The sequence below is a fragment of the Mycetocola sp. genome (assembly GCF_046716805.1).
GTDB lineage: Bacteria > Actinomycetota > Actinomycetes > Actinomycetales > Microbacteriaceae > Mycetocola_A.
The window spans coordinates 1-23,955 of the sequence record NZ_JBKJWH010000183.1 but is presented as its reverse complement, the minus strand read 5'-3'; the positions used below and the strand labels follow the sequence as shown (position 1 = coordinate 23,955).

General features: G+C 62.9%; 21 protein-coding genes, 1 tRNA gene and 4 pseudogenes. 15 read left to right on the top strand and 11 right to left on the bottom strand.

Annotated elements, in window-relative coordinates; all coding sequences use genetic code 11:
• Positions 1-6: 6 nt before the first annotated feature.
• Genes ACLQ62_RS14755 through ACLQ62_RS14740 form a run of 4 tightly spaced genes read right to left on the bottom strand, consistent with a single transcriptional unit; the run spans position 7 to position 4,148 of the window.
• Positions 7-1,020, bottom strand: coding sequence for an ROK family protein (locus tag ACLQ62_RS14755; protein ID WP_411722382.1), 1,014 nt, complete (start codon positions 1,018-1,020; stop codon positions 7-9).
• Positions 1,021-1,959 (bottom strand): carbohydrate ABC transporter permease, encoded by a 939-nt coding sequence (locus ACLQ62_RS14750; protein ID WP_411722381.1) that lies wholly within the window; start codon positions 1,957-1,959, stop codon positions 1,021-1,023.
• Positions 1,949-2,860: a carbohydrate ABC transporter permease gene (locus tag ACLQ62_RS14745; protein ID WP_411722380.1), complete on the bottom strand. Its 912-nt coding sequence runs from the start codon at positions 2,858-2,860 to the stop codon at positions 1,949-1,951. The genes ACLQ62_RS14750 and ACLQ62_RS14745 overlap by 11 nt, the downstream gene beginning before the upstream one ends.
• 37 nt (positions 2,861-2,897) lie before the next feature.
• A complete protein-coding gene (locus ACLQ62_RS14740) occupies positions 2,898-4,148 on the bottom strand; it encodes an ABC transporter substrate-binding protein (RefSeq protein ID WP_411722379.1) in 1,251 nt (416 codons plus the stop codon).
• A gap of 369 nt (positions 4,149-4,517) precedes the next feature.
• Between ACLQ62_RS14740 and ACLQ62_RS14735 the strand changes: the two genes are divergently transcribed.
• Positions 4,518-5,576, top strand: coding sequence for an ROK family protein (locus ACLQ62_RS14735; RefSeq protein WP_411722378.1), 1,059 nt, complete (start codon positions 4,518-4,520; stop codon positions 5,574-5,576).
• 353 nt (positions 5,577-5,929) lie between these two features.
• Here ACLQ62_RS14735 and ACLQ62_RS14730 read toward each other — a convergent pair whose 3' ends face one another.
• A complete protein-coding gene (locus ACLQ62_RS14730; protein WP_411722393.1) occupies positions 5,930-6,136 on the bottom strand; it encodes an SUMF1/EgtB/PvdO family nonheme iron enzyme in 207 nt (68 codons plus the stop codon).
• A 108-nt stretch (positions 6,137-6,244) separates the two neighbouring features.
• A pseudogene (locus ACLQ62_RS14725) lies at positions 6,245-6,787 on the bottom strand (SUMF1/EgtB/PvdO family nonheme iron enzyme); the annotation flags it as partial.
• A 262-nt stretch (positions 6,788-7,049) separates the two neighbouring features.
• Between ACLQ62_RS14725 and ACLQ62_RS14720 the strand changes: the two are divergent.
• From ACLQ62_RS14720 to ACLQ62_RS14690, 7 genes and pseudogenes are all read left to right on the top strand, one after another.
• On the top strand, positions 7,050-8,645 hold the full coding sequence (locus ACLQ62_RS14720) for an amidohydrolase (protein ID WP_411722377.1): 1,596 nt from the start codon (positions 7,050-7,052) through the stop codon (positions 8,643-8,645).
• Positions 8,646-8,735: 90 nt separating this feature from the next.
• Complete coding sequence (locus ACLQ62_RS14715; protein ID WP_411722376.1) at positions 8,736-9,695, top strand: ABC transporter substrate-binding protein; 960 nt, start codon at positions 8,736-8,738, stop codon at positions 9,693-9,695.
• 98 nt (positions 9,696-9,793) lie between these two features.
• On the top strand, positions 9,794-10,765 hold the full coding sequence (locus tag ACLQ62_RS14710) for an amino acid ABC transporter permease (protein WP_411722375.1): 972 nt from the start codon (positions 9,794-9,796) through the stop codon (positions 10,763-10,765).
• Positions 10,762-11,571: an amino acid ABC transporter ATP-binding protein gene (locus tag ACLQ62_RS14705; protein WP_411722374.1), complete on the top strand. Its 810-nt coding sequence runs from the start codon at positions 10,762-10,764 to the stop codon at positions 11,569-11,571. The genes ACLQ62_RS14710 and ACLQ62_RS14705 overlap by 4 nt, the downstream gene beginning before the upstream one ends.
• 48 nt (positions 11,572-11,619) lie before the next feature.
• Positions 11,620-12,375 (top strand): SDR family NAD(P)-dependent oxidoreductase, encoded by a 756-nt coding sequence (locus tag ACLQ62_RS14700; protein ID WP_411722373.1) that lies wholly within the window; start codon positions 11,620-11,622, stop codon positions 12,373-12,375.
• Between the two features lie 276 nt (positions 12,376-12,651).
• Positions 12,652-13,038, top strand: a pseudogene (locus ACLQ62_RS14695) (rhodanese-like domain-containing protein); the annotation flags it as partial.
• 117 nt (positions 13,039-13,155) lie between these two features.
• Positions 13,156-13,425 (top strand): annotated as a pseudogene (locus ACLQ62_RS14690) (CoA-transferase); the annotation flags it as partial.
• 1,081 nt (positions 13,426-14,506) lie between these two features.
• Here the strand turns inward: ACLQ62_RS14690 and ACLQ62_RS14685 are convergent.
• The 3 genes from ACLQ62_RS14685 to ACLQ62_RS14675 all read right to left on the bottom strand — a co-directional run bounded on the left by ACLQ62_RS14685 (position 14,507) and on the right by ACLQ62_RS14675 (position 17,488).
• Positions 14,507-15,067 carry a cysteine hydrolase family protein gene (locus ACLQ62_RS14685; protein ID WP_411722372.1) on the bottom strand — a complete coding sequence of 187 codons (561 nt, stop codon included), beginning with the start codon at positions 15,065-15,067 and terminating at the stop codon, positions 14,507-14,509.
• Positions 15,064-16,473: a purine-cytosine permease family protein gene (locus tag ACLQ62_RS14680; RefSeq protein ID WP_411722371.1), complete on the bottom strand. Its 1,410-nt coding sequence runs from the start codon at positions 16,471-16,473 to the stop codon at positions 15,064-15,066. The genes ACLQ62_RS14685 and ACLQ62_RS14680 overlap by 4 nt, the downstream gene beginning before the upstream one ends.
• A gap of 67 nt (positions 16,474-16,540) precedes the next feature.
• Positions 16,541-17,488 carry a flavin reductase gene (locus ACLQ62_RS14675; protein ID WP_411722370.1) on the bottom strand — a complete coding sequence of 316 codons (948 nt, stop codon included), beginning with the start codon at positions 17,486-17,488 and terminating at the stop codon, positions 16,541-16,543.
• A gap of 117 nt (positions 17,489-17,605) precedes the next feature.
• Here ACLQ62_RS14675 and ACLQ62_RS14670 point away from each other — a divergent pair, with 117 nt between their 5' ends.
• The 7 genes and pseudogenes from ACLQ62_RS14670 to ACLQ62_RS14640 all read left to right on the top strand — a co-directional run bounded on the left by ACLQ62_RS14670 (position 17,606) and on the right by ACLQ62_RS14640 (position 23,147).
• A complete protein-coding gene (locus tag ACLQ62_RS14670; RefSeq protein ID WP_411722369.1) occupies positions 17,606-18,313 on the top strand; it encodes a GntR family transcriptional regulator in 708 nt (235 codons plus the stop codon).
• 56 nt (positions 18,314-18,369) lie between these two features.
• Positions 18,370-19,044, top strand: a complete 675-nt coding sequence (locus ACLQ62_RS14665; protein ID WP_411722368.1) for an amino acid synthesis family protein — start codon at positions 18,370-18,372, stop codon at positions 19,042-19,044.
• Entirely contained in the window at positions 19,041-19,592 is a 552-nt protein-coding gene (locus tag ACLQ62_RS14660; protein ID WP_411722367.1) for an amino acid synthesis family protein, read from the top strand. The genes ACLQ62_RS14665 and ACLQ62_RS14660 overlap by 4 nt, the downstream gene beginning before the upstream one ends.
• Positions 19,593-19,608: 16 nt before the next feature.
• A complete protein-coding gene (locus tag ACLQ62_RS14655) occupies positions 19,609-20,379 on the top strand; it encodes an alpha/beta fold hydrolase (protein ID WP_411722366.1) in 771 nt (256 codons plus the stop codon).
• Complete coding sequence (locus ACLQ62_RS14650) at positions 20,372-21,853, top strand: aldehyde dehydrogenase (RefSeq protein WP_411722365.1); 1,482 nt, start codon at positions 20,372-20,374, stop codon at positions 21,851-21,853. Before ACLQ62_RS14655 ends, ACLQ62_RS14650 begins: the two co-directional genes overlap by 8 nt.
• 16 nt (positions 21,854-21,869) lie before the next feature.
• A pseudogene (locus ACLQ62_RS14645) lies at positions 21,870-22,088 on the top strand (tautomerase family protein); the annotation flags it as partial.
• 12 nt (positions 22,089-22,100) lie between these two features.
• A complete protein-coding gene (locus tag ACLQ62_RS14640) occupies positions 22,101-23,147 on the top strand; it encodes an LLM class flavin-dependent oxidoreductase (RefSeq protein WP_411722364.1) in 1,047 nt (348 codons plus the stop codon).
• A gap of 117 nt (positions 23,148-23,264) precedes the next feature.
• On the opposite strand, the gene ACLQ62_RS14635 is transcribed toward ACLQ62_RS14640, so the two are convergent.
• Positions 23,265-23,340, bottom strand: a tRNA-Thr gene (locus ACLQ62_RS14635).
• Positions 23,341-23,410: 70 nt separating this feature from the next.
• Positions 23,411-23,955 (bottom strand): alpha/beta hydrolase (locus ACLQ62_RS14630; protein WP_411722363.1); only part of this gene is annotated, 545 nt, incomplete at its 5' end.

The following is a 23,955-nucleotide window of genomic DNA, read 5'->3' as shown; positions in this document are numbered from 1 at the left end:
CTTCAGTCACGACAGGCTCCTCACGTTCTTGATGGCATCGTCGCCATGGGGTGTGGTTGGATCCTGATCTCCCGCATCGTATCGGCGCCACGCGAGCGCGGCCGCTCCCAGCGCGACCGCACGCCCCTTCAGGGAACTCGGCGTGACGAACACCGGATACCCCGAAACGGGTTCGTTCTCGGCCAGTGCCGCCGTGAGCGCTGGTTCGAGAAGATCCCAGGCTCCCCGCACTCCGCCGCCCACGACGACATCGCGCACATCCAGCAGATTGACGGCGGTGGCGATGGCGAGTGCGACGGCCCGGCCGGCCTGCTCGAAGGTCGCGATGGCGGTGGCGTCGCCGTGCCGTGCACGCTCGGCAACGACGAACGACGAGTCGGCGGCGGTGCCGGCAACTTTCTCGCTGTATCGGGCTCCGATCGACCTGCCCGAGGCGACGGTCTCGAGGTGACCGATCTGCCCGCAGGTGCAGACGTGCTCGCCGTACCCCGGGGTATGACCGATCTCGCCGGCCGCACCCCGTGGCCCGTCGAAGATATCGCCGCCGAACGCGATCGCTCCGCCCACTCCGGTTCCCAGCATGATGCCAATCGCGTCGGCACTCCCCGCGACGGCGCCGTAGCTCATTTCGCCGTGCAGGAACGCGTTGACATCGTTCGCCACCACTGTTGCAACGCCGAGCCGGCGTGAGAGATCGTCGGCGAGCGGAAAACCAGTCCAGCTCGAAAAGGTCTCAGATGCCGCGGTGACGACACCGGTCAGCGGGTCGATGACTCCAGCTGCGCCGACTCCGGCCGCAACAGCCACGTGGCCCGTTTTTCGCTCCAGATCGCGCACGAGGGCTGCGGCTGCGGCGCTCATCGCCTCACCGCCCTCCCTGGCGGGAGTGACGACAGTACTCTCGGCCAGAACTATTCCTGCGCGATCGACCAGGATCGCTGAGATCTTGGTTCCACCGATATCGATTCCGGCGACGACGACGCTGCGCGGAAGGCTGCTCCCGCTCTGTGAATCAGACATCTATCGACCACCTAGTCCGGCCATGGAGATCCCCTTGACGAGGTGCTTCTGCAACGCGATCACCAGCACCGTCGTCGGAATCATCGAAATGATCGCCGCCGCCATCTGGAGGTCCCAGCGCGTTCCCTGAAGTCCAGAGAAGCTCGCGAGGCCGATCGGCAGTGTGCCGTGGGCAGCATAGTCCACTGTCACGATGAGCGGCCAGAGGTAGCTGTTCCAGAACGATAGGAAGCTGAAAACCGCGAGAACCGCCACCGCCGATTTCGACAGGGGAAGGATGATCTGCAGGAAGGACCGGATCGGTCCGGCCCCGTCGACACGCGCTGCCTCCTCGAGCTCGAACGGGATGCCACGGAAGAACTGGCGCATCAAGAACGTGCCGAATGCTGTGAATGCGAACGGCAGGATCAGGGCCTGGTAGGTGTCGACCCAGCCGAAGGACTGCATCAGGATGAACATCGGGATCACGACCACTTCGGCGGGCACCATGAGCGTCGCGAGGAACAGCACGAAGACGGCGTCGCGTCCCTTCCACCTCAACCTGCCGAAGGCGTAGCCGGCTGTTGTAGAGACGGCAAGGACGACGAGGGTTCCGGCGATGGCGACGAAGAATGAGTTGCCGATGTAGGTGAGGAACGGGCCGTACGAGAAGACGGCCGCGAAGTTCTCCCAGTGGATCTCCGCGCCGACGAGGCTCGGCGGCATTGCGAACATCTCCTGATTCGGCTTCATCGCCGAGAAGAAAGCGTAGATGAGCGGCGAGATGAAGATAAGCGCGGCGAGATAGATGACAATGTGCGCGATCACCAACCGCAGCCGACCGCCCTTCGTCACAGGAGGGCGACCGGTGAGCGCGGGCTCTTCTTGGCCGCGGTTGGCACGGCGGCGTCGGCGCGGCGATGCCGCCGATTCGGAACGAGTGAGAATATCAGTGCTCATAGTGCACCCACTTCTTCTGGGCGCCGAACTGGACGGCGGTGATCGCGATGATGATGGCGAAGAGGATCCAGGCCGCTGCTGCGGCGAGGCCGAGTTCCTGGAACTTGAAACCCTGGTTGTAAATGAACTGCACGATCGGCTGAGTCGCGTTGCCCGGCCCTCCTCCGGTCAGCAGCTGGGGCTGGACGAACACCTGCATGGCCGTGATCATCGTCATGACGCTGGCGAAGAAGATCGAGGGCGAGGCGAGCGGCACCGTGATGCTCCGCAGCATCCTGAACCCGCGGGCTCCGTCGATGCGCGCTGCCTCGATGATCGGCTCGGGCAACTGCTCCAGCGCGGCGGAGAAGATAAGCATGTTGTAGCCGAGCCCCTGCCAGACCGACATCATGACGACCATGATCATTGCCCACTGTGGGTCGGCGAGAAAGTTTGGGAGCTGGACCCCGAACACCGAGTGCGAGAGCCCGTTGAACAGCCCCTGAGGCTGGAGCATCATCTTCCAGACCAACACGTTGGCGACCATGGGTGTAACGACCGGGATGAAGAACAGCACCCGCAGTGCTCCGCGACCCTTGATCCTCGAGTTCAGCGACAACGCGAGCATGAACGACAGAGCCACGCTCAGCGGCACGTAGAGGGCCGCAAATACGAACGTGTTGCGCAGCGCCGGCCAAAAATCCGGGCTCTCAGTGAAAAGCTTGACATAATTACCGAAACCGACGAAGGTCTTCTCTCCGAACGTCGGCCAGTTGTAAAACCCCATCACGATGGACAGTACGACCGGGACGATGGTGAACAGGGCGAGCCCTGCCAGGGCTGGGCTGACAAAGCCCAGCGCCTGACGGGACTCGCTTCTGGCCAGCGCTCCTCGACCTGCTTTTGGCGTGGCAATCGACATGTCGGAGAAACTCCTCTTAATCGGCAGGACCGATTCTCTAATTACCGAACTGGGATTGTGCGGACTTCAGCACATCAGCCATGGAGGTCTGGCCGCTGTAGACGCTCACCAGCTGCGGCTGGAGAAAGGTCTCAACCTTCGACCAGTTGTCGGTGACGTACTGACCCTCGACGTTGCTGAATGCCGCCTCGAACGCTGCCTTGACCGGCGCACGGTGTTCCTCGTCGAGCGATTCGAAGTACAGGGGCTGTGACGAAACTCGGGCCGGGTAACTGCGTCCGGATGACGCGATGGAATCTTGTGCCTCTTCGCTGACGAGCGAGCCCAGCACTTTGAGCGCCGCTTCTTTGTCCTGGCAGTCTGCGGAGATTCCGTAACCGGATCCGAGAACGAGACCGAGCGATCCGTCCTTCCCGGCGGGAAGTGGCGCCATGCCTGCGGTGAAGCCCGGGTCGTTGTTGAGGTAGGTGACAGCGTTCCAGGTCCCGTCGATGGCGACGGCGGCAGCCCCGCTGGCAAACTGGCTCTCGCCCCAGCCAATGTCAGAGGCTGACGATACCGGCAACGCGACCTTCTGTTCGGTGACGAGACCGGAGTACCAGGTGGCGGCGTCGACGAATGCCGGGTTCGTGAGGTCGAGTTCGCCGTCCTCGGTCGCCGGCTGCACGCCGGACTTGGCGATGGGGAGCGCCTGCCACTGGAATCCGCCCATACCGATCCCGAATCCTGCATGCTCGGCCGTGGTAGCCGTGGTGACTGTCTCCTCGAAGTCGTCGAAGTCCCAGTCGGCGCTCGGGACTGGTGCGCCCGTCTCGCTGAGGATGTCCTCGTTGTAATAGGCGAGCATGGTCGACATGTCGAACGGGATGCCATAGAGGTCACCCTTGTTGGTGAGAATCTCGAACGCTCCTGGCGCGAAGTCGTCTTCCTCGATTCCGGCCGTTTTGAGGTCGGCCGTCGAGAGCTTCGCGAAGCCCCCCGTGTACCCGGCCAGCATCCCGCTGTTCATTCCAGTGATGCACGCCATGTTCCCTGACGCCATGTTCGTTGTGAGCTTGGTGAAGAAGTCCCCCCAGGGAGCGGTACGGAGTTCGATTTTCAGGTCGGGATTCGCTTTCTTCGCAACCTCGACCTGCGCCTTCAACGCCTGGGTGTCCTCTTCGCTTCCTGCCCACATATCGAGGACCATGGCTCCGTCGCTTGCGGCGGAAGAGCCTCCGGCGCTGCAGCCCGTCAGTACGAGGGCGGCCGAAGCCGCAACGGCAGTGAAATAGTGCATCTTCTTCATTGAATTGCCTTCCTGGGCACCGGGTTCAAAACAATCCGGTATGTGAAATGAATGTTGACGAACGCGACTCGCCTGTCGGGAAACAAATGGACCTGACTTATTTTGTGTGTCAAAATAAGTTGATCGCGTTCTTGTTGTAAGTAATGGTTGCAGATGAAATCCGGCGCGTCAACTTTGGTCCGATGTTTGACCGGTACGACAGAAAAGCACCCGGCCCCTCAGAGCGACGCCGCGTCCCGGGCCCTTAACCGAAAAGAGCAGTTCATGCGCCCCGCCCTCCCCCGACTCACCAGTTCGGAACGACAGTCGCAACTGATCGTCGAAGCGATTGCGAGTGGTTCGGCTCGTTCGCGCACAGACCTTGCGCGCATGCTCGGACTGGCCGCATCGACCGTGTCGTTGCGTGTGGCCGAACTTGCGTCAAACGGTCTGATCATCGAGGAGGGCGCCGGGGAGTCAACGGGGGGGCGGCGGCCGCGCATTCTGCGACTGCGCGAACACCAGGACTTCGTTCTTTCCGCTGAGCTCGGAGCCCGGCACGTCCGGATCGGCCGGGTCGACCGCACCGGCGCCCTGCACGAGGTAGAGAACCTGCCGGTTCTCGTGAGCGAAGGGCCGGAGCGCACGCTGCGACTGATTGCCGACGGGATGCGCGCTGTGTCAGGAAGAGCCGAGAGGGAGGGCGGGCGCTGCCGGGGCGTCGGTATTGCTCTGCCAGGGCCCGTCGACGCGCGCTCAGGTGGCGTCGAGTTGCCATCTCGCATGCCAGGCTGGCAGGGCTTCAGTGTCCTGAGCTGGTTTGAAAACGAATTCGACGTTCCGACCGCGGTCGACAACGACGCGAACTCGATGGCCTTGGGCGAGCATTTCAGCCAGCTCGGGCCCGACGATCACAGCATCACAGTGAAGGCGGGCACCGCCATTGGGAGCGGCATCATCGTCAGCGGATCTCTGCATCGGGGCGCCACCGGCGCGGCAGGCGACATCACCCACACCCGGGTCCCGGCGGCGGGATCGGAGCCGTGCTCGTGCGGAAATGTCGGCTGCCTCGAAACCGTAGCCAGCGGGGCCGGGCTCGTTCGGCAGTTGCGCGAGCACGGGGTCGACGTCCGGACCACAGCCGATGTGATCACACTTAGTCACGATGCTCATCCACGCGCCACAACCCTCGTCCGAACTGCTGGAACACACCTTGGCGAGGTCCTCAGCAGCGTCGTCAACTTCTTCAATCCCGACGCCGTCTTCATCACCGGAAGCATGTCATCGAGCGAACCTTTCATCGCCGCCGTGCGCAGCCGCATCTATGAAGGCTGCCACCCCCTCGCCACCCGGAACCTGCGAATCGAGGCGGCGAGCACCGGGGCAGATGCCGGCCTGCTCGGGGCGGCCCGCCTGGCGCTCGAAAAGATAGCGCCGTTCTCGAGCTGACAGGTCCACTATAGACATCGGATGTTTTAATGGTGCGTCGTGCCAGGTGAGATTCCCAGCCGTGCTCTCCAACGTGCGTCCTGAGCACGAACTCAGCCGGACACTTTCAACAAATCGGGGGGCGGTCATGCCGGCAGGCCACACTCGCAGCTGAATAGGGAATCAATGGACCAGCTCACCCGAGCCGAGACGAGGGGCCGCCACACGGGCCAGTCGGCAATGCTCGCGGCACCTGAAACCTCCTAGCCGACCGTTGCCCGTGCGAGAAGGCTGCTGTTCAACTGGACCCGCCGAAGATCTGCTCGGTAGTTCATCGGACGTGCAAGCTGCGCATCGATCGCTGGTGCCGGCCCTCAGAGGCTACGAGCGCAGCGGAAGCCGATGTGTGTGGTCGCCGAGTCCTCAGTCTGAGGCGATCTGGCCGCGGGGCGATACCGGCGGCAGTACTCCGGGGCGCACAGGTGTGAGCCGCCCTTCGTGGCACGGCTGATCGACGGGTTCGGTACGGCGCCAGGTGCACCGATCGCGCCGCGATTACCCCCATCCGACGGCCCGCACATGCATCCATCGTCGCAGCCGGAACCGGAGTCAGTAGCGAGACGAGCGTCTGTGCCCGGCTCCACGGTCCGTCCCAGCAGGTTCATCGTCGCCGCTCGCCTCGCCCGGTGGTCAGGGGTGAAGACCGACGTCGTCCACTCCCAGACGTTGCCGATCATGTCGACGAGGCCGAAGTCGTTGGCCGGGAACGTGCCGACGTGCGAGGTACCGGGCTAGCCGAGCACGCCGGTGTTGCGGTAGGGGAACGAACCCTGCCAGGTGTTCGCCATCACCTCGCCGTCGGGACTCAGATCGTCGCCCCAGGCGTAGTCACGCCCATGGATTCCGCCGCGCGCGGCTCGTTCCCACTCCACCTCCGTCGGGAGCCGCTTGCCGGCCCACGCAGCGTACGCTGAAGCATCCGTGTAACACACCTGCACGACGGGGTGATCTTCTCGCCCGCTGAGACCTGATTCCGGCCCGAACGGATGCCGCCAGCTCGCGCCGGTTTGCCACGTCCACCAGGAGCGCCAGTCGCTCAAGTCTACTGGTCGGCCGGTCGCGCGAAAAACCAGGCTGCCTGGTGCTCGGTCAGCGGCGCTGAGATGCAGGTATTCGGCTTCGTCGAGACTCCGCTCAGCCACTGTGGAATAGCCGGTCGCAGCGACGAACAGCGCCGCGAGGGCATTTGGCTCAACTGGAGCCGGTCATCCTTCTCGGCTCATCTCGAAGGGGTATTCAGAAAGCTATACATGGACGCGCTTCTCTGTGTAATGTATGCAGTATTCAGGTCGCAACGAAGCCCTGAAAGCGCGGTCGACACAATCGTCCTCGAGCAGAGCGGCTTCGAGCAGACCCACGTTTTACTGAGACAGCAGTCCTCCTCGCCGGCTCACGGGCTCGAGCGAAAGCTGCTTGAGGCATTGCGAGGCGCTATTGACGGTCACCGTGTATGAGAACGGGGTGTTCCACACGCCATCTGCGACGACCGCTCCCCCATCGGCTGTTCTCGTCCGGGGCGAAACAATCGAGCACACCGGCAGCGCGGCAGCCTGTCGCGACCGCGCCGGGCGACCGCACCGAACCGTTGACCTCGACGGAGCGCACGTTGTCGCGGGTTTCACTGACAGCCATATCCACACCGCTCAACTCGCGCTCCAGTCTGCGGAGGTCGATCTGTCTGCGGCGCGGTCGCTGGATGCGACGTTGGCACTCGTCTCGGCACGCGTTGTCGCCGGTCAGGCGACGGACCCATGCGGCACCGAATGGATCTTCGGCGGCCGGTGGAACAACCGCCTCTGGCCGGATCGCACCACGCCCACGCGGTTCCAGCTCGACGCGGTGACCGGCGACGTCCCGGTGGCCCTGCACCACGCTGACCTGCACACCTACTGGGTCAATTCGGCCGGACTCGCGCGAATGGGCATCGACGCCACCTCGACCGATCCGATCGGCGGCTGCTACGCGCGGGATGCTGAGGGCCAACTCACCGGCATCCTCGGAGAGGCCGCCGCGTTCGCCGCGGAACGGTTTTTCGCGCCCCTCACGAGCACAGCGCTCGATCACACCCTAGAGACCACACTGCAAAGGCTGCTCTCGAACGGTGTGACCTCCATCCACGACATCGACGGTGACGACGCCCTTCGTGCGTTCACTGCACTGCAAAGTGCGGGAAAGCTGCCACTGCGGGTGCACAAACTCATGCCCGTGGCGTCTCTCGACAGCCTGATCGAGCGTGGCATCCGCTCGGGCGACGGTGATGACTGGCTGCGTTTTGGCGCCGTCAAGATCTTCGGCGACGGTTCCCTCTCGTCGCACACCTGCCTGCTTCACGAGGCCTATCCCGGCCAGCCGGATAACACTGGAATCGCCGTAACGCCGCCCGCACTCCTTGAGGAGCTCGTGCAGAAGCTCACCCATAACGGCTTGGCTGCCGCGGTGCACGCCATCGGTGACGCCGCCGTCACGAACGCGATCGCCGCGCTCGAGCGCCTGCACACCGGGTCCCGCAGCGCACTGCCGAACCGAATCGAGCACGTCCAGCACATTGCCCTCGCCGACCTTGACCGACTTGGCGCGCTCGGGGTTGTCGCCTGCATGCAGCCGTCGTCGTGTACATCGGACATCGATATGGTGAATGAACTGCTCGGCGACCGCCAGATCGGTTCATACGCCTGGCGAAGCATCCTGGATGCTGGTTCCACTCTGGCTTTCAGCTCTGATGCTCCCGTCGAAAGCATCAACCCGTTCACCGGCATCCATGCTGCGGTCACCCGCCAGCGTCCAAACGGATACCCGCGGGACGGCTGGCAGCCCGAACAGCGGGTGAGCCGACGGGAAGCGTTCGCCGCGTATACGACCGGACCGGCCATCGCATCCGGCGAAAGCGCCACAAAAGGCCTCCTCGCGCCGGGCTATCTTGCCGACTTCGCTGTACTGGATCGGGACCCGTTCGTTGTCGACGACGACTCGCTGCTGCATACCAACGTCCTTCTGACAGTTGTGGGCGGCGACGTGCGCTGGGAGGGCTGACCCAGCACAGTTTTCGCTCGAGGCTCGCATCCCACCCCTACCTCTTTACCTGCACCGGATCTGTTCACGTTGAATCAAAGGAGATTGACTATGACCCGCACACCCATTCGCCGCACCTCGCTCGCCGCCTTGGCCATCGGCTCGCTACTACTGACCGGCTGCGGCGGCCAGTCACTCGCCGCCGAACTCGACGGGACCGATGCACCGGCCGCTGAAGCGTTCAAGAACCCGATTCCGTCCGGTGACCTCGCAGCAGACATCCTCGAAGGAATCAGCCAGGACGCCGAGCTCGCCGCTCGCGTTCCGGCCGATATCAAGACGAGAGGACTGAAAGTTGCCACGGCGGATGGTTACCCTCCCATGGAGATGTTCGACGCAGACGGTAAGACGATGGTGGGTGTGGACATGTCGCTGATGCGTGCGATCGCCAACACCTGGGGGGTCGAACTCGAGATCATCAACTCCGACGTCAACTCGATGATGCCGGGTGTCGCTTCCGGTCGTTTCGACGTGCTCGCCTCAGGTTTCAACGACACCGAGGTGCGCCGCGAGAAAGCCTCATTCGTCGACTACGCGAAGTCTTCGGGTGCCATCATCGTCGCCAAAGGCAACCCGGAAGGGATCCACACCCCCTCCGACCTGTGTGGCCACACGATGGCGGTTCTCGACAACGGCTATTACATGCAGCTCGCCGGAACCTTCAGCGAAGACTGTGTTGCTCAAGGTAAGCCAGCCATCGAGATTCTCGGCTTCGCCAACGATCCTGAGGCGCTGCTTCAGCTGCAGAGCGGACGCGCCCAGGCCGGCATGAACGACTACCCGGTCGGGGTGTTCCGGGCGAAGGAGTCCGGCGGCGCGCTCGAAGCAATAGAGATCCCAGGTGAGTCGCTGTTCGGCATGGCTGTCGACCCGAAGAACGAAGAGCTCATCACACTGCTGCAGGACACCGTCAACAAACTCATCGACGACGGCGACTACGACGACATCCTCGCCGCATGGGATCTGTCTGGGATGGCGCTGCCTGAGGCGACTATCAACCAGGGCAAGTAGCTCCCGGGTCGCTTCCCCTGCCGTTCGCCTTTGCACCACGGGCACGGTCGGCCACGTCGCCGGCCGTGCCCGCCACACCGATCCCAGGAGTCTTTCCCATGCTCGATGAACAAACGATGGAGAAAGCAGCAACGCCGTTGCAGCCGAACTCAGCGAACATCGTCAAACGCAAGCACCCCGGCCGAGTCGTGGTGGGCATCCTCTGTGTGCTCGCACTGGTCGGCTTTGCGGTGACCTTGGCCACCAACCCGCACCTATCCTGGCCCAACGTTGCTCACTACCTGTTCTTCCCGAAGATCCTCGAAGGGGTGTTGGTCACGCTGCAGCTTTCCGTGATCTCCACCGTCGTCGGGCTCACCATCGGGGTCATTCTGGCGATCATGAAGCTGTCGTCGAACCCGCTGGCTCAGATGCTGAGTACGCTCTACATCTGGTTCTTCCGCGGCACCCCGGTCCTGGTTCAGCTGATCTTTTGGTTCAACCTCGCGTTCCTCTTTCCCACTCTCACCCTGGCAATTCCGTTCACGAACATCGGCTACCAGTGGGACATGAACTTACTCATGACCGGCTTCAACGCCGCGATGCTCGGGCTCGCCCTGAACCTCGGAGCGTATGCTGCCGAAACCGTGCGCGCCGGCATCCAGGCCGTCGACGCCGGACAGTCTGAAGCGGCTAGCTCCATTGGTATGACCCCTGCCCAGCGGATGCGCATCGTCGTGCTCCCCCAAGCGGGGCGCATCATCCTGCCGCCGATCGGCAACGAGTTCATCAGCATGCTCAAAACCACATCCCTGGTGTACGTCGTCGCGGGGAACGACCTGATGACCAACGCCAGCCAGATCTACAAGCAGACCAGCCAGATCATGGAACTTCTGATTGTCGTCAGCATTTGGTACATGATCCTGACGGCCATCGCCACCTACTTCCAGAACAAACTTGAGAAGAAGTTCGGCACCGCGAATTTGCCTCCCTCGCCCCGCGGAAGCTGGGGCCGGTCGCTGGTGATCAGTGCACAGGCCAGACGGAAGCTCGCCATCGAGACACGTAATTCTTCAGGAGGGTCACTGTGACGAAACCACAACGGGACGGGATCGACGCCGCGGCCGCTGCATCGACCGAGCCCATCATCATCGCCGAGCAGGTATGCAAGTCCTTCGGTTCCACCCAGGTGCTGGCAGGAATCGACTTCGACGTCACCGCCGGTGAAGTTGCCGTCGTCATCGGGCCATCCGGCTCAGGCAAATCGACATTCCTCCGTTGCCTCAATGCACTCGAGACCGTGGATAGCGGGCGGATCCGGGTGTCTGGTTCCGACGTCGGCTACACGTTGCGGGACGGCAAGTTCTACGAGTGGGGCTCGACGGAGTACGCCCAATTTCGTCTGGGCATTGGCATGGTCTTCCAACGATTCAATCTGTTCAACAACATGAACGCGCTCGAGAACGTCGCCTGCGGGCCGGTCAAGGTCAAAGGTGTGAGCAAGAAGGAGGCGAAGGAGCGGGCGCAGGAACTTCTGGAGATGGTCGGCCTCGGCTCCCATGGTCACAAGTATCCGAATCAGCTCTCAGGGGGGCAGCAGCAACGAGTCGCCATCGCCCGATCGCTCGCCATGGACCCCTCCGTGATGCTCTTCGATGAACCCACTTCCGGGCTGGATCCCGAGCTCGTCGACGAGGTGCTCGAGGTGATGAAGTCGCTTGCTCGAGTCGGTATGACGATGGTCGTCGTCACTCACGAGATCGGCTTTGCTCGCGAGGTCGGCACCTCGCTCACCTTCGTCGATGGCGGGGTGGTTGTCGAAAAGGGCGATCCGCGCACCCTGATTGCGAACCCGCAGAACTCACGCACTCAGCAATTCCTCTCCAAGGTTCTCTAGTGCACGCGCCGACAGGACCGAACCACACAGCTGTGAAGGAGATGCTCCATGGTTGAGCAGGTTGTCATCATCAGTGGCGCTTCGTCAGGGATCGGGCGCGCCACCGCCGAACGGTTCATTGCCGGTGGGGCAACGGTCTATAACTTCGACCTGCGCGAGCCGACCGATTCGGCAGCGGGGGTGATGTGGCGCCAATGCGATGTGACCGACGATACGCAGGTAGCCGCGTGCGTCGATGCAGTCGTGGCGGGAGAAGGCAGAGTGGATGTTGCCATCGCGAACGCGGGAATCAGCATCCGTCGCCCGTTCCTTGAGATGAAACGTGCCGAGATCGACAAACTTCTCAGCATCAATGTGGTCGGCGTGATCAATCTCTGGCAGGCTGCCGGTCGGCATATGTTCGAGGCCGGATCGGGTGTACTGCTCGCCACTGCGTCGACGAACGGCACCGCTGGCTATCCGTGGTACGCCGACTACAACGCGTCGAAAGCCGCGGTGCTCGCGCTCTGCAAAAGCGTCGCGCTCGAACTGGCGCCGCGCGTCCGTACGGCGTGTGTCAGCCCCGGCTACGTCATGACGCCAATGCAGCGACTCGAATATAGCGATGAGATGGTCGACGCGGTCAACGCCAAGATCCCATCAGGTCGCCACGCCGACCCGTCAGAGATCGCATCAGCGTTCTACTTCCTGGCGTCGGCCGAGGCCGATTTCATCACGGGTCAACAGCTCATCGTCGATGGCGGAGAACTCGCCGGCGGCACCGCATCGTCGTACCGGACCTGGCAGGCAAGCTCGCTCATCTGAGCCACTTCGGCAGGTACCACGCGCCGTCCGCGTCGCTCGGCAAAATCGGATGACTCTTCACAACGGGGGCACCCCCACAGACTACAACGGGGGCACCCCCACAGACGCGCGTGTGTTTCTCAGTCCCCGCGACTTATTGCGGTAGGGCGCTCCCGCTGCGATCGCGCCTCGATAGCCGGACGCGGATGGACCTCAGATAAGTCGGGCTGGTACTTGATTCGCAGGTCCCCCTTGTGACTCACCGCCGGATGATGGGCGACGCATTCCTGACGGAGCCACATCGCCGGCTCCTACAACGTTCCGTTGCCATTGCTGGCGGAGCACACCACGGAGCTCGCCGCCAAGCTTGAAACCAATTTCGTGCTCGTCTGCCAATCCGGTGTCCGCGGCGGAAACACCGTCGAAGGCCCCAAACGCTGGAGCATTGAACGCCAGGTGCGCATGGCAGCCGAATCCCTGGTCGTGGCCGGGCTGGCCGGAGGGAGATTCCTGTCTCCCCAGCTGCGTGCCCTCCCGGCCGTCATCGGCGCAGGCTTGACCTTCTCGGCAGCGACCAACACCTGCGCCATGGGCAACGCGCTGTCCAAGATGCCGTGGAACAGAACTCTCAACGAACCCACGCGGGAGTCGATCATCGCCCAGCTACCAGCGTCGAAGGTCTGACCGCCGCTCGCCGACGTTCACGCTGACGCTGCGGTGTTTCCTGCACGGACTCAACCGTCCGGGCAGGACATCCCTCCACACACAATTGCAAGGAGTAATCGTGCCAGAAATCAGGTCGCGAAAGGCCCAGGCGGGGCCATGGACTTGGTCCACGGCGCCGGCCGGGTGATCGTGCTGATGGAGCATGTCGCTCGTGACGGTTCGGCGAAGATCGTGAACGAATGCTCGCCTCCGCTGACCGGGCGCGCCGTCGTTCACCGCATCATCACCCACCTCGCTGTGATCGACGTCACCCCGGACGGGCTCGTGCTCGTTGAAGTAGCGCTCGGGGTCACGGTTCACGACGTTGTCGCGGCCACCGAGCACAACTCGTTGTGTGTGAACTGATGGTGGGAGCATGAGTCCATCCGACATCGCCATCATTGCTGCGGCTAGCTGGTGCGCCGCTGATGTCAGAGAGCGGGCCGATGAGGCTGACCATAAGTTCGATACGCTCCGGAGTTGCGGCTGGGCTGGCTCGGCGAACTAGCAACCGCTAGGCGGTTCATGGGGCGCACCTGCTGAGGGGCGTTGCTGGGTTAGACACGAGTGAATCACCTCCCGGCGCCCTTCTCAGGCTCTTCAACACGCACTGCAGATGGGGCCGCCCTTTTCGACCTTCGTGCTGCCCTTCGAAAAACTGTCTTTTGGCTAAATCAGAATATAGACGTCGTTCTTCACTCAACCTGCGGGATGCGACGCTCAAGCACATGCTGGTGAGACACTACTACGCAAGCACGAACTGAGTATCGGATTCGTCGTGGAAATCGCAGCGGAACTGGCAAGCAAACAGTGGTCCACTACGAATTTGGCACCTTCGTCGAAGAGAGTCAGACCATTGTGCCTCTCCAGAGGGCTGGTTCGGTGGACATCGAATAGCACGGTGACATCCTCGGCGTCCTATTCGCCGGGAACATCAAGACGGTTAGCGTTTGAAGAGCCGCAACTTCGCAGCCCGATAACGCCTCATCTGGCCGCTCCCCCAGAGGGAACTGAGGAGCCGGAACCGATAGCACGAGCGGCTCAGCACCAGCTAGGAGTTTTCCATCAACCCGATCGACGCTCACTAACGAATGTGGCGCAACGGACGGAAAAGTCCGGGCCGGTTTCGCTGGACTTGCGGTAAGCCAACTCAGATCTCCCTCGTGCCGAGACTCTTCAACCCCCTCGCCGCGCCGGGCTCTTGTCGTTGCTTCGAACGCGGTGCTCTGTCTGAGTACTGTGTCTGCTTGGTGCGCAGCCCTACGATACATAGGTCATCGTTTCCAGCAGTGTGGTGGAGGCATCACCCAGTGCGTCAGAACCCGTGGCCGGCTTCTGAACTTCGCTCTTGCCGATCTCCGTGATGCTCAATCGCAATCCTTGAGATTGGCAGACTGTCGTACTTGCGAGAGCCCCGCTCGCCCCCGCTGAGCCTGCTCTGGGCGGTTCAGGATTGGTTAAGGAGAGGTCCCGTCTCCGCCACGGTGACCATCGGTGCCAACAACCCCATCAGAGCAACCGCCTGGTCGTGCGCCTCAGCGGTGCTGCCGGCACAGGCATCCACTACGACCGTAACCAACTTGCCAGCGTCGACCGCACCCAGCACCGTCGCGAGGACACAACAGTCGGTGGCGACCCCGCAGATGATGAGGTGCTCCGTCCCATCAGTGAGCCGGGCCACCTCCTCGCCCCACTTCGAGAAGGTGGGCATCGAAACCACGGTGGCGCCCTCCGGCGTGGGGAAGGTCAGATCCCATGCCGGAGAATCAGGACTGTGGCGGCTTTCAGCCCAGCGGTCGTAGTACGCTCCCCAACTCCCCCGCTCCGCCGGGTCACGCACGAATCGGGTCCAGATGACACTGTCGGCGAACCGTGCCGTCAGCAGCATCACGTTCTCCGCTGCCGGTTGATAGCGGGTGACGAACCACTCGCTCTCGGGCATCCGGAACGCCTCCTGCATATCGATGACAACCAGCGCCGGCGGTGCTGCCTCCATGCCGGCCGTCACGACGGAACACCAGCCAGTTCTTTGGACGGGCGAAGCAGCTGCGACAGCGGCGGCAGTCGGCGCAACGCAAGGTACGCGACGACGGCTCCGACCACTCCAGCCAGGTAGGCGGTGTCACCGAAGGATGCGAATACGCCAGACAGCGGGCCGGTCCAGAGGGTCGACGCCCAGAACAGCGACGAGAACAGGCAGGCGAGAACCCACGCGACGAAACCCCATTCGATGGTGCGCCGGGTGTCGAACAGCTCTCCCACAGCGGGTGCGCCCAGCGGCTGGGTCCGGAGGTAGTAGTCGAGCAGAAGGATGGTGCTGAACGGCACCACCAGGTAGGCGAGTACCAGAAGGAAGTCGTAGAAGCCGCCGTACGGGTTGGTCTGCATTAGAAGCGTCAGGCCAAGGCTGACTGCCGCGATGATCACCACACCGACCACACGGTTGACCGGGATGCGCATGGTCAGCAGGGAGAGCGACCCGCCATACAGGTTCATCGCACTCACGGGAAGAGTCGACAGAACAACGGCGGCCATCGCTATCGGCGCCCAATCGCCGGTCAGCTCTGCGAGGGCCGGAATGGCATCCAGTTCGCCGGCGAAACTGGAGACGAGCACGCCGATACCGCCGAGCCACATCATCGCGGCGAAACTGCCGCCCGCGGTGTAGATCATCACCTTCGCGTGCGACGTCGTGCGTGGCAGGTAGCGCGAGAAGTCGGATGCGAACGGGGTCCAGGTCATCACGTAGGCGAAGAAGAACCCGGCGAAGGTGATCCAACCGGCGATGCCTCCGACGAAATACGGAGCGTCCGGGTTGATTCCAACACCGAAGTCCACCTTGGTGAGCGAGAGCACCGTGATGACAGCGAAGAGGACTGTGAGGACGACCGTCGCGATCTTGTTGATCAGGTGGATGAGGTTATGGCCCCAGATTGCAAAAACCGCCTGGACGGCAAAAATGCCGACAGCCGCAACCCAGAAGGGAATATCGACCAGCATCTGAAGGGCGATGACGGCGAAGACGGTGTTCACAGCGGTCCACCCGATCGCGGAGACCACGGTGAGCAGCGCGATCGGCACGAAGTTCGCGAAATAACCCATGGGGCCTCTCCCCTGGACCTGCTGGGGTACTCCGAGTTTTGTTCCGATGCCGGCGAGGAGGCCCATCACGATTGCGCCGAGGAGCGTGCCAGCGGCGACGGCCGTCAGACCCTGCACGACGGAAAGCCCGAAGAGCGATGAGAAGAAGCCGGACACCAGCACAGCGAGCACCATGTTCGCAGCGAACCACAGGGTGAACTGTTGCCGGGGGTGGCCGTGCCGCTCGCCGGCGGGAATCTCTTCGGTCCCGTATGGCTCGGTGCGAGTCAGTGACGTCCCGTACGTGGCGGGTGGTTCGTTTTTATCAGACATGGGATCTCTTCCTTGAGTTTGAGTGTAGGTTGCGCGGCACGCTGGCCCTTGTTGTGTGAACTGCTGGTCACAATTCGTCGAGCGACGCTCCGTCGAAGAAGTGTCCGGACTTGTAGATCATCGGGACCGCGTCGGACAGCTCAGACTGGGTCACTTTGGCGATGAAGACCGTGTGGGTTTTGGCCTGGAAGCGTTCTTTGATCTCCGCCTCGATGGCCGCCGAAGAACCATCGATGAGGGGGCTGCCATGAGCGCCTCCATGCCACTGGAGAGAGGCGAACTTGTCGGGTGTTTTCGAGGCGAACGTCGCAACTGTTGAGCGCTGCTGGTTGCTGAGGATGTTGATACCCAGGTGCGTTGCTTGGAAGAGGGCCGGATAGGTCGACGACGTCTTCTGGACGCAGATCAGCACGAGCGGCGGTTCAAGCGAAATCGAAGCGTACGAGTTCGCAGCGAGACCGCGGGGTACGCCCTCGGCGTCCACCGTTGTCACGACAGTCACACCGGTGAAGAACTGGCGGTTGAATCCTTTGAGCGCGTCGGCGCTCAGCGCGCCGGAAAGGTCGTCGATCACGGGCTCAGGAACATCGCCCTCGAAGGCCGAGCGCAAGGACGGGACGCCCAGATCCGCGAGCAACTCACTTTGATCCCAGGTCACTCGCTCGTATGTGACGAGTCCGTTCCGGAGCGTGCCCTGATTCGAACCACGCGTTTGCACCCGCCTGCCGGTAGCGGGTACGGCAGCCAGCGCGTTCGTGAACGTCCCGGTCGAGGTCCAGAACACGGCAAAGTCGTCGTCGTCGACGATGAGCTTGTCGACGGTCGTGTGCAGGTCGGGGAAAGCACCTCGGACATCCAGGATGTCGAGTTTGAGCTCCGCCAGCCCGGAGGTGGTGCCGCTTCCGGCGCTCTCTCGGATGTACCCCGGATCGATGATGGCGTCCAGGGCGTCGATCTCACCCCGGTCCCACGCGGCTTCCCACGCGGCGGTCACGGCTTTTCTGATGTCTGGCATGCAAGTGATCGTAGGTTGCTTCCTCCGCCGCGTCAACAGATGCGCGATAAATCGTTCGATCCGCGTTATTCCGCAGATGTTATTGACGCCGTGTTGCATGCAAGGTACGTTGTTGGCATGCAAGACACTTCTTCTACGCCCCACCCCGAAGCAGATTCGCCGAGCGAGGCCCCGCTACTCGACCGGCTGCGGACACTGGTCCTCGGTGGCGAGTATCTTCCCGGAGCCCCGCTCCCGGAGCTGTTCCTGGCCCAGGAATTTCACGTGAGCCGCACTCCCATCCGCGAGGCACTCAAACAACTGCAGAATGAGGGTCTCGTCGAAATCAGGCCTCGAGTGGGCACTTTCGTGCGACAGCCCACCCGCCGCGAGATCGTGGAACTGTTCGAACTGAAAGGCGGACTCGAGGGCCTCGCTGCCGGCCTCTTCGCTCGTCGCGGCACGGTACCCGAGCTTGAGGTCCTCCGACGCAACATCGTTGCATCGAAAGAGGCTGTGCGCCGAGGCGACAGCGCGATGTACGCACAGCTCGTGCACGAGTTCCACAACGCGCTGATCTCTGGAGCCGACAACCGCAAACTGTCCGAGCACTACGAACGGCTCATGAACCAGCTCGCCTATCACCGGCTCGTGATCAAAGCGGTTGATCAGCCCGGTCGGCTCGGCAGCTCTCTGCGGGAGCACGAGAACATACTCACAGTCATCGAAGCCAAGGACCACGTCGGTGCTGAGTTCGCGACGCGCCAGCATGTCGATGCCTCGGGTGCTGCCCTGTTCCGGGCGCTGTCCGCGGAGATCGCATCCGACGACGCGACGTCGTCCTGACAAACCGGAACACCGCCCAGGCACCCCTGACCACTTCCCACCGAAAGGCACTGCTTATGACAGTCGTGACCGACGTCCGTGCGCCAAGAATCGACCTCACCACAGTCTCAACGCTGACCGGGTATGAGGACATCGCTGCTTCGATAGGTTTGCGTGCCATCCATGTCGCCGTCGAAGAGTCGCCTCAGAGCGACGACAACGGCGCTCCCCTGTTGCGGGCGAGCACGACGGCAGTGATACGCAACCCCTGGGTTGGCACACCGACCGACACCGATCTGATGCCTGCGGCTGAGCACATCGCACCTCTGATCGCCAAGCTGCTGACCGACAGACTGGTCGACTCACTTGGCGGGCCCGGCACGATCGCGGCATTCGGCAAAGCAGCTCTTGTCGGTCTCGCCGGCGAGATCGAACACGCCAGCGCGCTCATCCACACCCCATACTTCGGAAACCTCGTCAGAGAAGCACTCGAAGGCACGTCCATCCTCTGCTTTGTCGACGGCCAATCCGCTCCCGGCAGCAGCCTCCGCGTTCCGCTCTGGCACAAGAGAGAAGCATCCACGAGGGACTACTACCAGTCGCTGGACGTCTACCTTCCGGGTGCACCCCACGAGAACGAAATCGCTGTCATCGCCGTGGCCTCGACAGGTCGACGCCCACACGCACGCATCGGGGATCGCACGAGCGATCGCCCTGTGACATCCGAGGTCCTGAAAGGAATCACACTGTGAGCATCCGCAAAATCGTCACTCTCATCGAGGAGATCGTCACCGAAGGAGGAGAGCCGGTCCAACCACCCGCACGACTGGCTGTCGTCGCCGCCGTCATCGAGAATCCGTGGCAAGGACAAGGGTTCGTCGCCGACCTGGGCGCCGGCATCCGCGCGAACGCATCCGCGTTGGGTGAGCTCCTCACCGCCAAAGTCGTTGCCGCCCTCGGCGTCCCGATCGAAGCCTACGGAAAGGCAGCAATCGTCGGTCTCGACGGCGAAATCGAGCACGGCTCCGGGCTGATCCACACCCTGACATTTGGGAACCACTTCCGGAACGCCGCCAATGCGACGACGCTTCTGCCAGCCGTTGAGAAGCGGGCGCCGGCCGGCACGGTTTTCGACATCCCGTTGAAGCACATCACGGACGCCACGATCCGGTCACACCACCAGAGCATCGAGGTGCGGATCCCCGATGCGCCGCACGCAGGCGAAATCGTCATCGCCCTTGCCGCTGCGGCGCAGGGCCGCCCGCAGCAGAGGCTTCCCGCCTTCTTCACCGAGCAGTAGCGCGAGGCACCGACGCATGGTCAACGTTCCTCACACTCCCGATCCGGTGAGCGGCGCGACGGAAATCGTGTTGCTGCACGGAGTCGGCCTCGACCGGACAATGTGGGAGCCCCTTCAAGCGCTGGCCGAGCGGGAAATGATCGCCATTGATCTTCCTGGGCACGGTGCCGAACCTCCCCTCCGGGCTCCCCAGTCCCTCGCAGCCATGGCGGACGACGTGGTGCACCGCCTACCGGAGGGAGCATCGCATCTTGTCGGATTTTCGCTCGGCGCTCTTCTCGCACAGCACATCGCGCGGTTTCATCCGGACCGCGTGGCCAGCCTGACCTCGGTCAGCGCCGTCTGCGAGCGCACGCCTTTCGAAGCAGAAGCGGTTGCGTCGCGGCTGGCAATTGCTCAGTCGGGATTCTCGAACAGTGTCACGAGCTCGCTCCGGCGCTGGTACCCGCCGGGGACATCGGTTTCTCCGGAGGTTATCGCGGCGACCGAACGGGTTCTGAGCGGGAACGACGTCACCTCCTACCTGCACGCCTACGCCGTCTTCGCGAACGGCGATCAGGAGATCGCGCCTGAGCTCGGCCGAATCGCGGCGCGGTCGCTTGTGATCACCGGTGAGCTGGACTCCGGCTCCACCCCCGATATGGCCAGGCGCCTCGCTGACGCGATCCCGAACAGTCGGCTTGTTGTCGTGCCCGGCGCCCGTCACATGCTCCCGGTCGAAGACTCTCGCGCTCTACTCGGCGCGCTAACCGATTTCATCGATGACCCGAAGGAGAATCGTGACTGAACGACTGAATCATTACATTGGCGGCGTCGCCGTCGGACCCAGCTCCGGCGAATTCTTCACCAGCACCAACCCGGCGACGCTGACATCACTGTACGAGGCCGCTCGCGGGAACGCGGAAGACGTCGATCGCGCCGTTGCCGCGGCACGCGCCGCATTCGAATCGTCGAGCTGGTCCCGGCTGAGCCCGACAAAACGCGGCCGGTTACTCCGCAACCTCGGCGACCTCATCGGCGAGAACGCTGAGGAACTCGCTCGCCTCGAAAGCGTAGACAACGGCAAGTTGATCCGCGAGATGCGAGGGCAGATGGCGGCGCTGCCGGAGTATTACTACTACTACGGTGGCCTTGCCGACAAAGTGCAGGGCGCTCAGATTCCCACCGCCAGCTACGACGTCCTCAACTACACGCAACGCGAACCGCTCGGCGTCGTCGGAGCAATCACGCCGTGGAACTCGCCACTGACCCTCACCACATCGAAGATCGCTCCTGCACTGGCGGCCGGCAACACTGTGGTCATCAAACCGAGCGAGCACACATCCCGCACGGTCCTGCGGCTGGCGGAACTGGCCACAGAGGCCGGCTTCCCCGACGGCGTGGTCAACGTGGTGACCGGATTCGGCGCCGAGGCCGGAGCTGCACTCGTCAGCCATCCCGACCTGGCGAAGATCTCCTTCACCGGCTCCACCCAGACCGGCTCCCGGATCGCCTCAGAGGCGGCAAGCCGATTCATTGGCTGCACACTCGAGCTTGGTGGCAAGAGCCCCAACATCATCTTCGAAGATGCGGACGTGGCCAACGCTGCGATGGGAGTGATCGCCGGCATCTACGCCGCAGCAGGTCAGACCTGCATCGCCGGCAGCCGCGTTTTCGCGCACAAGACCGTCTACGACGAACTGCTCGACCTCGTCACCGCTCGGGCCCGCACCATCCGGATCGGCGACCCGCTCGCCGACAGTACCGAACTCGGCCCGCTCGCCTTCGCTGATCAGCTCGCCAAAGTCGAATCGTATGTCGACATCGGTGTCGCAGAGGGGGCATCCGTTCACGCCGGTGGCAAGCGGCCCGACCTTGACCTGCCCGGGTACTTCTACGCCCCGACGGTCCTGACCGACGTCGACAACTCTATGAGGGTTGTCCGGGAGGAGATTTTCGGTCCGGTCGCCGCCATCATGCCATTCGAAACCGAGGACGAACTGGTCGGCCTCGCGAACGACACGGAATACGGTCTCGCTGCTGGCGTCTGGACCCAGAACCTGGCGCGCGCACACCGGGTGGCCCGTCGTCTTGATGCCGGCACGATCTGGGTCAACACCTACCGAGCGATGTCGCCGATGTCACCGCGGCAAGGCTTCAAGAACTCGGGCGTCGGAATCGAACACGGCCTCGAATCAATGAACGAATACACCCGCCTCAAAAGCATCTGGATCAACACAGATGAGGGCGCGGCCCCCGACCCATTCATGATGCGTAACTGACCCGAAACGAAAGACGACTATGCCACTTATCGACGTATCAATCGCCAAAGGACGAAGCCCCGAGCAACTCCGCGGACTGATCGCGGCCTTGCATCTCGCGGTTCAGGACTCACTCAATTCTCCCTCGGACAACATCACGGTCATCGTCCGGGAGATCGAACTCGAGCACTGGTCACGAGCCAACACCACCATCGCGGAACGCGCGGCAGCCGCACCCCACACCGACGACAAGTAAGCGAGCACGAGCATGCGATTTTCACTGTTCATCCATATGGAGCGCTGGGACGACTCCGTCTCCTATGAGGAGTCATTCGAGAACCTGACGGAACTCACGCTGCTCGCGGAGGCCGGCGGGTTCGGCACGGTATGGATTGGCGAGCACCACGCCATGGAGTACACCATCTCGCCGAACCCCATGCCTCAACTGGCCTACCTTGCGGCGCGCACGGAAAAGATCCGCCTGGGCGCGGGAACCATCATCGCACCGTTCTGGAATCCCATCCGTGCCGCCGGTGAGACGGCACTGCTCGACGTCATCAGCAAAGGGCGCGCCGAGCTCGGCCTCGCCCGCGGCGCGTACCAGTACGAGTTCGATCGGATGGCTGGAGGCCTGCCGGCAACGGACGGCGGCAAGCACCTGCGCGAGATCGTCCCTGCTATCCGCAAGCTCTGGGAGGGCGACTATGCCCACGACGGTGAAATCTGGCAGTTTCCAACGTCCACGAGCGTGCCGAAGCCCGTGCAACAGGGAAACCCGCCAATGTGGATCGCGGCGCGGGATCCAGCGTCCCACGACTTCGCCGTCGAGAACGGCTGCAACGTCATGGTCACGCCGCTCATGAAGGGCGACGAAGAAGTTGAAGACCTCGTGCGCAGGTTCGAAAGCGCCGTCGCCAACCACCACGACATTGATCGGCCCGAACTCATGGTGCTGCGCCACACGTATGTTCACAGCGAGGACGAGCCGGATGCGTGGCGGCCCGCCGCCACCGCGATCAACAAGTATTACCGTTCCTTCGACGCCTGGTTCGGGAACAAGACGACACCGGTCGACGGCTTCCTCGACCCGAGTCCCGAACTGAAATTCGCCGAGCGTCCCGACTTCACCCCAGATAGCCTGCATCGTACGGCGATGATCGGCACTCCGGCAGAGGTCATCGAGCGCCTGCGTCGCTATGAGGCGCTCGGCGTCGACGAGTTCAGCTTCTGGTGCGACAACAGCATGTCCCACCAGGAGAAGAAGCGTTCGCTCGAGCTCTTCATCGAACACGTGGTGCCCACCTTCACGGCGTAAAGAACGGATGCATCGGCCGAGCGCGTACCGCGCGACGCGCCCGACGAGCGCCCATCAACGAGCAACGTCATCGGCGCGCAACAAGCCACAAAACCCCCTCACGAGGAGGGGGTTGAATGGAGCCGCCTGTGGGAATCGAACCCACGACCTTTTCATTACGAGTGAAACGCTCTGCCGACTGAGCTAAGGCGGCGTGTGAATTCGCGGCGACCCAAGGGTTGCTGCGACGCACAGCTAACGATCTTACCCGGTGTTCGGGGTGGTTACGAACACATCGGGTCAGAGCCGGGAACGACGCCATCGATGAGGTAGGCATCGACGATGTTGTTCACGCAGTCGCTGCCCTTGTTGTACGCGGTGTGCCCTTCTCCCTCGTACGTCACCAGCACCCCGCTGTCGAGCTGATCGGCGAGCGCCTCCGCCCAGATGTATGGGGTGGCCGGGTCGTTGGTCGTTCCGATCACGAGGATGGGTGCAGCACCCTCGGCGCGGATCTCGTCCCGCTCGGCGCCGTCCGGGTACGGCCAGGCCGCGCAGCCGATGTCGCCGTAGCCGAAGTACGGCCCGATCACCGGTGCGGCTTCGGCCAGCTGCGCCGCTTCCTGAGCCATGTGTGCCGGGTCGGCGTTGTAGGTGTAGTCACGGCAGTTGTATGCCGTGAACGCCTCAGTCGTGTTGTCGGCATAGCTGCCGTCCTCCTGGCGGCCGTTGTAGGCATCCGCGAAAGTGAAGGCGTACTCGGCGCTGCCGTTCATGACGGATGCCAGCATTTCGCTGAGTAGCGGCCATGCTTCCCCCGCCGGGATGT

Coding starts and splice junctions, on each gene's coding strand:
- ACLQ62_RS14745 (WP_411722380.1), bottom strand. CDS start 2,860: ATGTCGATTGCCACGCCAAAAGCAGGTCGAGGAGCGCTGGCCAGAAGC.
- ACLQ62_RS14665 (WP_411722368.1), top strand. CDS start 18,370: ATGACAGTCGTGACCGACGTCCGTGCGCCAAGAATCGACCTCACCACA.
- ACLQ62_RS14750 (WP_411722381.1), bottom strand. CDS start 1,959: ATGAGCACTGATATTCTCACTCGTTCCGAATCGGCGGCATCGCCGCGC.
- ACLQ62_RS14670 (WP_411722369.1), top strand. CDS start 17,606: ATGCAAGACACTTCTTCTACGCCCCACCCCGAAGCAGATTCGCCGAGC.
- ACLQ62_RS14655 (WP_411722366.1), top strand. CDS start 19,609: ATGGTCAACGTTCCTCACACTCCCGATCCGGTGAGCGGCGCGACGGAA.
- ACLQ62_RS14680 (WP_411722371.1), bottom strand. CDS start 16,473: ATGTCTGATAAAAACGAACCACCCGCCACGTACGGGACGTCACTGACT.
- ACLQ62_RS14700 (WP_411722373.1), top strand. CDS start 11,620: ATGGTTGAGCAGGTTGTCATCATCAGTGGCGCTTCGTCAGGGATCGGG.
- ACLQ62_RS14710 (WP_411722375.1), top strand. CDS start 9,794: ATGCTCGATGAACAAACGATGGAGAAAGCAGCAACGCCGTTGCAGCCG.
- ACLQ62_RS14740 (WP_411722379.1), bottom strand. CDS start 4,148: ATGAAGAAGATGCACTATTTCACTGCCGTTGCGGCTTCGGCCGCCCTC.
- ACLQ62_RS14755 (WP_411722382.1), bottom strand. CDS start 1,020: ATGTCTGATTCACAGAGCGGGAGCAGCCTTCCGCGCAGCGTCGTCGTC.
- ACLQ62_RS14640 (WP_411722364.1), top strand. CDS start 22,101: ATGCGATTTTCACTGTTCATCCATATGGAGCGCTGGGACGACTCCGTC.
- ACLQ62_RS14675 (WP_411722370.1), bottom strand. CDS start 17,488: ATGCCAGACATCAGAAAAGCCGTGACCGCCGCGTGGGAAGCCGCGTGG.
- ACLQ62_RS14715 (WP_411722376.1), top strand. CDS start 8,736: ATGACCCGCACACCCATTCGCCGCACCTCGCTCGCCGCCTTGGCCATC.
- ACLQ62_RS14735 (WP_411722378.1), top strand. CDS start 4,518: ATGCTCGGACTGGCCGCATCGACCGTGTCGTTGCGTGTGGCCGAACTT.
- ACLQ62_RS14730 (WP_411722393.1), bottom strand. CDS start 6,136: ATGTGCGGGCCGTCGGATGGGGGTAATCGCGGCGCGATCGGTGCACCT.